Source organism: Enterococcus cecorum DSM 20682 = ATCC 43198, from assembly GCF_000407565.1.
GTDB classification, from domain to species: Bacteria; Bacillota; Bacilli; order Lactobacillales; family Enterococcaceae; genus Enterococcus_E; species Enterococcus_E cecorum.
In genome coordinates, this window is record NZ_ASWI01000004.1 from 789,781 (window position 1) to 800,671 (window position 10,891).

Genomic DNA, 10,891 nt, shown 5'->3' on the forward strand with positions numbered 1-10,891 from the left:
TGAAAGTTGTTTTTCATACCTTGTGTTTTTTCTATTGCTTGTATTATTTTTTATTTTGCATTTCTTGGTCTTTTTGAATCGTAGCATCAATGCCCTTGATGATGCTAGTCATAAAGTTGTTTTCTTCCATCGCCAATAAACCAGCAACGGTAGTCCCACCAGGCGAGCAAACTTTATCTATTAATCCCCATGGGTTTTCTTCAGATTCTAAAATCATTTTGGCGCTACCTAAAACCGCTTGGGCAGCAATCTCAGTGCTTAATTGTTTGGGTAAGCCGTGTTTGACAGCTGCTCTGGCCAAAGTATCGATGAAAAGATAAGCATAAGCAGGGGAGCTGCCGGCAATAGCGGTAAAGTTTGAAAAGTCTTTTTCCGCCACGAACCATGCTTTCCCAACGGCATTAAACATATCTAAAACAACGTCTAATTGTTCTTTAGTGGCATGTGTATTTCCACAAATGGCAGCAGCACCTAATCCGACCATCGCATTGACATTTGGCATAATGCGAATAACGGGCAGTTGTTGATTTTCTCCTAAGGCGTGTTCTAATTGCGCAAGTGTAGTTCCTGCGGCGATGGATAAAACGACGCTATGATTTGCAACCAATTGTTTTTGATGTTTTTCAATCAAAGGTAATAAGACATTTGGTTTCACTGCAAATAGGACGTAATCAGCTAATTCAATTACTTCGTCTTCATTTTGCGCTAGATGTATTTGATATTCGTTTACCATATTGGTTAATTTTTCTAGATGATGATCATAGGCGATAATTTGATTACCTGCAATAAAGCCATGGGTAATAATTCCTTTAATGATTGCACTGGCCATATTACCAACACCGATAAAACCAATTTTCATAACGTTTCACTCCAATTTTTTTCTTTCATACGTGTTTTTATGTTACACCAAAAATTGTAAGAAAGCTACATAAAAAGTGGTATATACCAGTATTGACATTTTAGCTAAAAAGGCGTATGTTATAAGTGTAATTTGATTAAAAGGGAAGTGCGACAAGTGACAGAATACATTCATGCTCAAAAATTTTTCTTTACAACAGGTGTAAAAGAAGGCGGTTACTTAGAAATTAAGAATGGTAAGTTTGGTGCTTACTTAGAAGAAAAACCGGCCAAGGCGACAATTATTGATTATGCTGATAAGTGGATTGCGCCAGGTTTGGTAGATACGCATATTCACGGGTATAAGAATCATGATGTGATGGATAATGATCCAGAAGGTATTAAAGTCATGTCTTCTGCTTTATTGGAATGTGGGGTGACTTCATTCTTGCCAACGACTTTAACTTCTAGCCGTGAACGTTTGTTAGCCGTTTCTAAGACAATTCGTGCGGTGAAAGATGAAGTCGATGGTGCAAAGATTCAAGGGATTTACTTTGAAGGACCATTTTTCACAGAAGAACATAAAGGGGCGCAAAATCCAAGTTATTTCTCAGATCCATCGCTTGAAGTGTTCCATGAATGGCAAGAAGCAAGTGGTCATTTAATTAAGAAAATTGCTTTAGCGCCTGAACGTGAAGGTGTCGAAGAATTTGTTGAAACAATTACGAATGAAGGGGTCGTGGTTGCTTTAGGTCATAGTAATGCGACCTTAAAAGAAGCAACAAAAGCAGTGGATGCTGGCGCTAGTGTCTTTGTTCATGCATTTAACGGAATGCGTGGATTAAATCATCGTGAACCTGGGATGGTCGGTGCGATGTTAACTGTGAAGGAAATCTTTGCGGAATTGATTGCGGATGGTCATCATGTGCATCCTAAAGCCGTGGAATTATTAGTACAAACAATCGGTTATGATAAAGTGGCTTTAATTACTGACTGTATGATGGCTGGTGGAATGCCTGATGGGGATTATATCCTTGGTGAATTCCCAGTTGTGGTGGCTAATGGAACGGCACGCATGAAAGAAGGAAATCTTGCCGGTAGTATCTTGAAATTGTATGAAGGTATGCGCAATGTGGTGAAATGGGGTGTGGCTACTCCATATCAAGCAGTGATGATGGCAAGTTATATTCCTGCGGTAAGTTGTAATATTGCTGATCAATGTGGTTCAATTCAAAAAGGACGCGCAGCTGACTTTATCGTGTTAGATAAGGAAATGAATTTAGTGGCTACTTATTTAGATGGTCAAAAACGTTTTGAAAAATAAGTTGTCTTGCTTAGGTGGGGAATTTTCCTCCGCCTTTTTTTGTTGACATTGTGAATTGAAAAAATCTTAATTATCGTCTATGATGAACAAAAAGAGTTCGGAGGATAGTTATGAAAATTGGTTTACGAACAATTAAAACGGTGATTGCGAGTGTCTTAGCAATTCTAATAGCTACACAACTTCATTTATTATATGCAACAGCTGCAGGAATTATTGCGATATTAAGTGTCGGAAATACGAAAAAAACATCACTGAAATCCGGGTTAGGACGTGTACTTTCTTTAGGTTTAGCCATTATTTTATCTTTTATTTGTTTTACGACACTAGGGTTTCATACATGGGCATTTGGTGTCTTTTTACTCGTATTTATTCCTTTGTCTGTACGTTTTAATCTAGCGGATGCGATTGTGGTGAATTCGGTCCTTATTACGCATTTTCTAGTAGAGAAGAGCTTTTCGTGGCAAATGATTTTAAATGAAACGCTGCTTATGACCATTGGTGTCGGTTTGGCATTATTATTGAATCTATATATGCCGGATAATGAAAAACAATTAAAAGAAGATATCAAAGCAATTGAAGAAGATTTTCGGACGATTATTTTTGCGATGGCGGCCCATTTAAATCTTGAAAAAATTGCCCCATTAGATGATGCTTGCTTGGATTTGCGGTCAAAATTACGGGCAGCACTTAATCAGGCACACATTCATCAGAAAAACCAATGGATCAGTGAAGAAGATTATTATTCGGAATATTTTTCAATGCGTTTGGCCCAACTTAGAATTTTACGGGATATGGTCAATTTATTAATCGAAATTGATATTGATGGTTTATTTGTAGATGAGTTACGCAAAGTATTAATTTCGACAGCTGAAAACTTTGCTGAAGAAAATGACGGCAAGTTGATTTTATGGCAAATTGAAGCCGTCTATCAAAATTATCGTCAAAAACCATTGCCACAAACGCGCGAAGAATTTGAAAACCGTGCCTTGTTATTTCAATTTTTACAGTCATTTCGTAGTTTTGTAGAAATCAAAGCCATCTTTTACCAAAATGAACAAAAAATCTAAAGCTTTATTAAAGATGAGTGTAATTATTCGCAATTTTATTAAAATAGATTACAATAGAAGATGAGGACGTGATAATATGAGCGATGTTTATTTAATGATATTATTAGATGTAATTAAGGAAAAATATTATTCTGAGAAAGTCTTTTATCAAACGCAACTAGGAATTGATGAAGAGGCTTGGAACGATTTCAAACAAGGAAAGCGTTCATTAAGCGCAGAAAATACGCAAAAGTTAAAGAACTTGTTTACCGATTACGAATGGATGTTATTCCAAAAAGTGTTGCGACAAACGGTGGTTTATCCTGAAAAACGCGGAATTGCCGTCAAAGAATATCGCAAAATGAAATATTTAATTGCTAGTAAATGGATGAATCACCAATTAGCAAAAGTTGAAATCGTTGAAGAAAGCAACCAAAATCAAGAAAAACAAGCTTTACTTCTTGCGGTTCATTTAGATTATCAAGAATGGGGTTATGATGATATTTTAACCTTCAGAGTTCCTGCACGTTTACAAAAACAACTTGCAAGTGATCAAATAAAATTATTGGACTGGTTTGATGAGCAAATCGAAGAAAATTAATGGGGGTCAGATGAAGAAGAAAAAGTTAAAAAAGAGAAAACAAAATATGGTGCCTGTCATTTTGTTGGCCTGTATTATCATTTTTTTAACCTTTACGTTTGCCTTATCTCAATTAACGACACCGACGCCAGAAACGCAAGCACAACCCGAAGATCCTGATGTGGCTAGACAGGCATTCATTGACCGTCTAGCTCCGCATGCTAAGGAATTACAAAAACAATATGGGGTCTTGCCAAGTATTACTTTAGGGCAGGCTATCTTAGAGTCAAATTGGGGTAAAAGTGAACTTGCGAGTAAGTATCATAATTTATTTGGGATTAAAGCTTTTGGTGATCAAAACAAGGTGACTTTATCTACCAAAGAGTATGTGAATGAACAATGGGTTACGATTCAAGGAGATTTTAAAGTATATGAATCCGATCAAGCTTCGATGGATGACCATGCGCTGCTTTTTGTGAATGGCGTTGATTGGGATAAGAATAAATACCAGCCCGTGTTACAAGCACAAGACTATAAAACAGCTGCCTATGCCTTACAACAAGCAGGTTATGCGACTGATCCAACTTATGCGGAAAAAATTATTCAAGTCATTGAGGCTCATGATTTGCAACAATATGATTAATAATGCTAAAGTCTTCCTGAATTTATCAGGGAGGCTTTTTTTGAAAACACGAACATTTATGAAGCTCCTTGATTAGAATTTTATCATTTTTAAAGAAATTCATGCAAATCGATTGAATATTTCATGAAAATGGTTCATAATGATGTACAAGTTTTTCATAATTTAACGCTTATATAAAGTTGTAATAAGGACAACAGTTTCTACCCAATGCCGTAAATATTGGACTATAAGCAAATAAACGTTTGTTGATAAAACAGCGCTTTTTTGCTTTTAGGTAAAAGGGTGCTGTTTTATTTTTATTTCTCAATGCGTTGAATGGTGGATGAAAAGATAAAGGAGTTATAGCATGCAAGCATTAGTTGATCGTATTCAAAAAGATGGCAATATTTTAAATGGAGATGTCTTGAAAGTGGATGCTTTTATCACCCACCAAGTTGATCCTGTATTGATGGAAGAGATTGCCGAGAGTTTTTATCAAGCGTTTAAAGAAGCAGGAATTACCAAGGTAGTGACGATTGAAGCTTCAGGGATTGTACCAGCGGTGTATACTGCCCAAAAATTTGGTGTTCCAATGATTTATGCGCGCAAGTCAAAAAGTTTAACAATGAATGAAGAATTACTAACGACAGAAGTTTATTCATTTACGAAACAAGTGACTAGTACAGTTTCGATTTCTCGTAAATTCTTATCAAAAGAAGATAAAGTATTAATTATTGATGATTTTCTTGCAAATGGTCAAGCGGCAAAAGGGCTGATTGAATTATGTCGTCAAGCCGATGCGAGTGTTGAAGGAATTGGAATATTAATTGAAAAATCTTTCCAACCTGGACGCAAATTATTAGAAGAGATAGGGGTTAAAGTCGTTTCCCTTGCTCGTATTTCATCGCTTGAAAATGGTAAAATTGCATTTATTGAAGGAGACGCTTAGACAAATGAATCAAGTGCAAAATGGAAAAGCAGCAATTTTAGGGTTACAACATTTACTTGCGATGTATGCGGGTGCCGTCGCAGTGCCTTTATTAATCGGGATGGGCTTAGGATTTGATGAAGCACAAATGACATATTTAATCTCGATTGATATTTTTATGTGTGGGGTGGCAACTTTATTACAATTAACGGTGACAAAGTTTTTTGGGATTGGTTTGCCGGTCGTTTTAGGCTGTGCGATTCAAGCCGTTTCGCCATTAATCATTATTGGTTCTAAAAATGGTGTTGGGGCCATTTATGGTTCAATTATTGCAGCGGGCATTTATGTCGTATTGATTGCTGGTTTATTCTCAAAAGTGAAAGTATTATTTCCACCAATTGTTACGGGAACTGTCATTACGGTCATTGGCTTAACCTTGATTCCAGTGGCGATTACTAAGATGGGCGGTGGCGATGCAAGTGCCAAAACTTTTGGTGATCCAGCAAGTTTAATTCAAGCTGCCGTAACGATTCTTTTAATTTTAGGTTTACAAGCCTTTGCCAAAGGATTTTTACGTTCGATTTCAGTTTTAATTGGTTTAGTTGGTGGCACGATTTTAGCTTGTTTGATGGGCAATGTGAGTTTTTCAGCCATTAGTCATGCACCGATTTTCCACGTTCCGCAACCATTTTACTTTGGTATGCCAAAATTTGATGTATGGTCGATTCTTTTGATGATTATTATTTCAACGATTAGTATGGTTGAATCAACGGGTGTATATTTCGCACTTGGCGACATTACTGGAAAAAATATTGGTAAAGAAGATTTAAAACGCGGGTATCGTGCGGAAGGTTTAGCAGTTATCTTAGGTGGTATCTTTAATACTTTCCCATATACGGGATTTTCACAAAATGTTGGGTTAGTACAATTATCAGGAATTAAATCCACACGCCCAATTTACTTCTCGGCTTTCTTCTTAATTATTTTAGGTTTATTCCCGAAAGTGGGTGCTGTGGCCCAAATTATTCCAGAACCAGTACTTGGTGGTGGGATGTTAGTCATGTTTGGTATGGTGGCTGTGCAAGGGATGCGTATGTTGTCTAAAGTGAATTTTGAAGATGATAAGAATTTATTAATCGTAGCTTTATCTATTGGTTTAGGTCTAGGGTTTAATAGCTTACCAACCTTATTCCAACATTTACCACAAACCGTACAAATGTTTACCGAAAATGGGATTGTGATGAGTAGTATTACCGCAATTATTTTAAATCTACTCTTTCATGGATTAAAAGAAAAAGCTTAATTGTTTGAAGACTCATTGTGTTTACAGTGGGTCTTTTTATTTCCGAACTATTTTTAAGAAATATAAGATATTATTCGAATTTGTTTTGACTTAACTGTTTTTGCTTGTTAGAATATATGTGAAATCTTTATTAAAAGGAGCAAAATCAATGGAACCTGTTGTAGCTGTTGTCATGGGGAGTACTTCCGATTGGGAAACAATGAAAAATGCGTGTGAGGTATTGGTCGAATATGGTGTAGCGTATGAGAAAAGAGTTGTTTCTGCGCATCGTACACCGGATTTGATGTTTGAATTCGCTGAAAATGCTAGACAGCGCGGTATCAAAGTGATTATTGCTGGTGCTGGGGGAGCGGCTCATTTGCCAGGGATGATTGCAGCGAAATGTACATTGCCAGTGATTGGTGTACCCGTACAATCGCGTGCCTTGAATGGATTAGATTCGCTTTTATCCATTGTACAGATGCCAGCTGGCGTACCTGTTGCGACGACTGCTATTGGAAAAGCTGGGGCAACCAATGCAGGAATACTTGCAGTTGAGATGCTTTCCATGTATGATTTAAAGATAGCAGAAAAAATTCAGGAAAAACGTTTGAATTCTGAAAAAATAGTCAAAGAAAGTAGTGATCAGCTTGTTTAAACCGATTATGCCTGGAGAGACCATCGGAATTGTTGGTGGTGGTCAATTAGGGCGGATGATGAGCTTAAGTGCGAAAAAAATGGGCTTTCGTGTAGGCGTGTTAGACCCAACTGCTGATTGTCCGGCTGCACAGGTGGCAGATTGGCATATTGTGGCAAGTTATGACGATACCGTGGCGTTAGAAGAAATGGCTCGTCGTTGTGCCGTGATTACCTATGAATTTGAAAATGTTAGTGTGGAAAGTTTAAATGCCATTTTACCAATTAGCTATATTCCACAAGGGACAGATCTTTTAGCGATTACCCAAGACCGTCTATTAGAAAAAGCCTTTTTAGAAGCAAATAATGTCGTCATTGCACCCTATGCAACAATTATCCACCCAAGTGATATTCCAGATGCAATTGAAGGGATTGGTTATCCATGTGTGCTTAAAACGACTCGCGGTGGATATGATGGCAAAGGGCAATATGTCTTGTACGGGATGAAGGATTTAGCACCGTCAATGGATTTATTACGTGAAGGAACTTGTGAATTAGAGGCTTGGATTCCTTTTGAAAAAGAAATTTCTGTGATGGTGGCTGGCAATGGAAAGGAATATATTCCATTTCCAGTGGTTGAAAATATTCATCATAATAATATTTTACATGAGACGATTGCACCTGCTCGTATTGATCCAGAGGTGGCAAAAGAAGCACAGCGTATTGCTTTAGAAATTGCTCAAGCCTTAAATTTACATGGGGTACTAGGAATTGAGATGTTTTTAACTGAAACTGGCAGCATTTATGTCAATGAATTAGCCCCTCGTCCACATAATTCAGGACATTATTCCATCGAAGCTTGTGATATGAGTCAGTTTGATATGCATATTCGAGGTATTTGCGGATGGCCTTTAGCTGATGTGAAATTATTATCCCCAGCTGTGATGGTAAATATTTTAGGACAACATCATGAAAAATGTCGTCAATTAATTTTGGAAAAACCATCTTGGCAATTTCATGATTATGGCAAAAAAGAAGTGAAAACCGGTCGAAAAATGGGGCATATTACCATCTTGACTGAAAATATAGAAGATACATTAAAAGAAATTCAACAAACCAATATTTGGGATTAAAGGAGAAGAGTAATGTTACCACGTTATACTAGAGAAGAAATGGGTCGTATTTGGACTGATCAAAATCGTTATCAAGCATGGTTAGAAGTGGAGATTTTGGCTGATGAAGCCTGGGCCGAACTTGGTGAAATTCCAAAAGAAGATGTGCAAAAGATTCGTGCTCATGCTACTTTTGATATTGATCGTATTTTAGAAATTGAAGAACAAACTCGTCATGATGTGGTTGCTTTTACACGTGCGGTTTCAGAATCATTAGGCGAAGAACGTAAATGGGTACACTATGGTTTAACTTCTACGGATGTCGTGGATACTGCTTATGGTTACCTTATTCGTCAAGCAAATGATATTTTACGTGTGGGCTTACAACGTTTAACAGATGTAATTGCTAAAAAAGCCAAAGAACACAAATATACAGTGATGATGGGGCGTACCCATGGTGTTCACGCAGAGCCAACAACTTTTGGGTTAAAACTAGCTTTATGGTATTCTGAAATGAAACGCAATATCGAACGTTTTGAACATGCAGCTAAAGGGGTTGAAGCTGGTAAAATCAGTGGCGCGGTAGGTACTTTTGCCAATATCCCACCATTTGTTGAAAGTTATGTCTGTGAAAAGCTACAAATTCGTCCGCAAGAAATCTCAACACAAGTCTTACCTCGTGATTTACACGCAGAATATTTAGCGACAATGGCTTTAATTGCGACAAGTATCGAAAAATTTGCAACTGAAATCCGTGGCTTACAAAAATCTGAAACTCGTGAAGTGGAAGAATTCTTTGCTAAAGGGCAAAAAGGTTCTTCTGCTATGCCGCACAAACGTAATCCAATCGGTTCAGAAAATATGGCAGGTCTTGCTCGTGTGATCCGTGGTCATATGATTACTGCCTATGAAAATGTTTCTTTATGGCATGAACGCGATATTTCTCATTCATCAGCCGAACGTATCATTATTCCAGATACAACGATATTATTGGATTATATGTTACATCGCTTTAGTAATATTGTTGAAAAATTAACAGTATTCCCAGAAAATATGAAACGTAACATGAATGCGACATTTGGATTGATTTACAGCCAACGCGTGATGCTGAAATTAATCGATAAAGGCTTAACGCGTGAACAGGCTTATGATTTAGTTCAACCAAATACAGCAAAATCATGGGATGAACAACGTGATTTCCGTCCACTTATCGAAGCGGATGAAACGATTATGTCTCATTTAACCAAAGAAGATTTGGATGATGCTTTTGATTACCATTATCATCTGAAAAATGTTGATACCATCTTCGAACGAGTTGGTTTAGGCGAATAACTTAAAAATAGACGAATGATTTCCAGAAATCATTCGTCTATTTTGTTAGTTTATGTAAAGTGTTTTACTGAATGATATCAAACAAAACACGAACAATTTATAGAAAATAAGCGTAAAATATAAACAAATTATTGAAAATCTTTTGAAAGTAACATAGAATGTGAATAGATGAATAATACGTTCATAAATATGATGATTTTCGAGGTGCGAAATGGAAAAGCTAGAACTGCTTTATGAAGGCAAGGCTAAAAAATTGTATAGTACAGATGAAGAAGATGTAATATTAGCGGAGTATATGGATCAAGCAACGGCACTGAATGGTTTGAAGAAGGATGCAATTTCAGGTAAAGGAGCGATGAACAACCAGATTACTTCGCTTATTTTTGATAAATTAGCAGAAAATGGTGTACCCAGTCACTTTATTCGTAAAATTTCTGAAACCGAACAATTGATTCAAAAAGTGAAGATTATTCCGTTAGAAGTCGTCGTTCGGAATGTGGCTGCTGGAAGTTTTTCAAAACGTTTAGATATTAAGGAAGGAACACCTCTAAGTTTTCCAATTGTTGAATTTTATTATAAAGAAGACCGTCTAGATGATCCATTTATAAATGATCAACATGTCTTAGTACTAGATATTGCGACTCAAGAAGAGATTGATCAAATCAAAGCTTTGGCATTAAAAGTCAATGAAGTCTTAAAGGCATGGTTCTTAACTTTAGATATTCAATTAATTGATTTTAAAATTGAAGTAGGACGTACAAAAGAAGGCAAAATTTTATTAGCTGACGAAATTTCACCAGATACTTGTCGTTTGTGGGATGTTCATACCAACGATCATTTAGACAAAGATATCTATCGTCGTGATTTAGGTGATTTAGTCCCAGTTTACCAAGAAGTTTTACGAAGAATTGAAAATAATTAATAAAGGAGTACAATCATGGTTTTTGTAAAAGTTTATGTTACTTATAAAGAGTCTGTTTTAGATCCTCAAGGTGAGGCGGTTAAAGGAGCGTTACATCGCATGGGTTATAGCGAAATTGAAGAGGTTAGAATTGGTAAATATTTCGAAATGCAAGTCAACCCTGGAACTCGTCCTGTTGAAGAAGTCATTGAAGAAGCTTGTGATAAATTATTAGCAAATGTCAACATGGAAACTTATCGATTCGAAATCATGGATGTGGAGGAAGCTTAA

At 36.7% G+C, this 10,891-nt stretch carries 12 protein-coding genes and 1 riboswitch; of the genes, 11 read left to right on the top strand and 1 reads right to left on the bottom strand.

Annotated elements, in window-relative coordinates:
* Window positions 1-43: 43 nt before the first annotated feature.
* Complete coding sequence (gene proC / locus I567_RS09915) at window positions 44-859, bottom strand: pyrroline-5-carboxylate reductase (protein ID WP_016252087.1); 816 nt, start codon at window positions 857-859, stop codon at window positions 44-46.
* A 156-nt stretch (window positions 860-1,015) separates the two neighbouring features.
* On the opposite strand from proC, the gene nagA reads away from it, so the two are divergent.
* The 11 genes from nagA to purS all read left to right on the top strand — a co-directional run bounded on the left by nagA (window position 1,016) and on the right by purS (window position 10,891).
* Window positions 1,016-2,161, top strand: coding sequence for an N-acetylglucosamine-6-phosphate deacetylase (gene nagA, locus I567_RS09920; protein WP_016252088.1), 1,146 nt, complete (start codon window positions 1,016-1,018; stop codon window positions 2,159-2,161).
* A gap of 110 nt (window positions 2,162-2,271) precedes the next feature.
* Entirely contained in the window at window positions 2,272-3,228 is a 957-nt protein-coding gene (locus tag I567_RS09925; protein ID WP_016252089.1) for an aromatic acid exporter family protein, read from the top strand.
* 76 nt (window positions 3,229-3,304) lie between these two features.
* The gene (locus I567_RS09930; RefSeq protein ID WP_016252090.1) at window positions 3,305-3,808 is read left to right on the top strand and encodes a hypothetical protein; all 504 of its coding nucleotides are present in this window, start codon (window positions 3,305-3,307) and stop codon (window positions 3,806-3,808) included.
* Between the two features lie 10 nt (window positions 3,809-3,818).
* The gene (locus I567_RS09935) at window positions 3,819-4,430 is read left to right on the top strand and encodes a glycoside hydrolase family 73 protein (RefSeq protein ID WP_026209959.1); all 612 of its coding nucleotides are present in this window, start codon (window positions 3,819-3,821) and stop codon (window positions 4,428-4,430) included.
* Window positions 4,431-4,579: 149 nt separating this feature from the next.
* Window positions 4,580-4,677: riboswitch (purine riboswitch) on the top strand.
* Window positions 4,678-4,776: 99 nt separating this feature from the next.
* A complete protein-coding gene (locus I567_RS09940; RefSeq protein ID WP_016252092.1) occupies window positions 4,777-5,358 on the top strand; it encodes a xanthine phosphoribosyltransferase in 582 nt (193 codons plus the stop codon).
* 4 nt (window positions 5,359-5,362) lie between these two features.
* Window positions 5,363-6,640, top strand: a complete 1,278-nt coding sequence (locus I567_RS09945) for a nucleobase:cation symporter-2 family protein (RefSeq protein WP_016252093.1) — start codon at window positions 5,363-5,365, stop codon at window positions 6,638-6,640.
* 148 nt (window positions 6,641-6,788) lie between these two features.
* Window positions 6,789-7,277 carry a 5-(carboxyamino)imidazole ribonucleotide mutase gene (gene purE, locus I567_RS09950; RefSeq protein WP_016252094.1) on the top strand — a complete coding sequence of 163 codons (489 nt, stop codon included), beginning with the start codon at window positions 6,789-6,791 and terminating at the stop codon, window positions 7,275-7,277.
* Window positions 7,261-8,388, top strand: coding sequence for a 5-(carboxyamino)imidazole ribonucleotide synthase (gene purK / locus I567_RS09955; protein WP_026209960.1), 1,128 nt, complete (start codon window positions 7,261-7,263; stop codon window positions 8,386-8,388). The genes purE and purK overlap by 17 nt, the downstream gene beginning before the upstream one ends.
* A 12-nt stretch (window positions 8,389-8,400) precedes the next feature.
* On the top strand, window positions 8,401-9,699 hold the full coding sequence (purB, locus tag I567_RS09960) for an adenylosuccinate lyase (protein ID WP_016252096.1): 1,299 nt from the start codon (window positions 8,401-8,403) through the stop codon (window positions 9,697-9,699).
* A 211-nt stretch (window positions 9,700-9,910) separates the two neighbouring features.
* Window positions 9,911-10,621, top strand: coding sequence for a phosphoribosylaminoimidazolesuccinocarboxamide synthase (gene purC, locus I567_RS09965; RefSeq protein WP_016252097.1), 711 nt, complete (start codon window positions 9,911-9,913; stop codon window positions 10,619-10,621).
* A 15-nt stretch (window positions 10,622-10,636) separates the two neighbouring features.
* Window positions 10,637-10,891 (top strand): phosphoribosylformylglycinamidine synthase subunit PurS, encoded by a 255-nt coding sequence (gene purS, locus I567_RS09970; RefSeq protein WP_016252098.1) that lies wholly within the window; start codon window positions 10,637-10,639, stop codon window positions 10,889-10,891.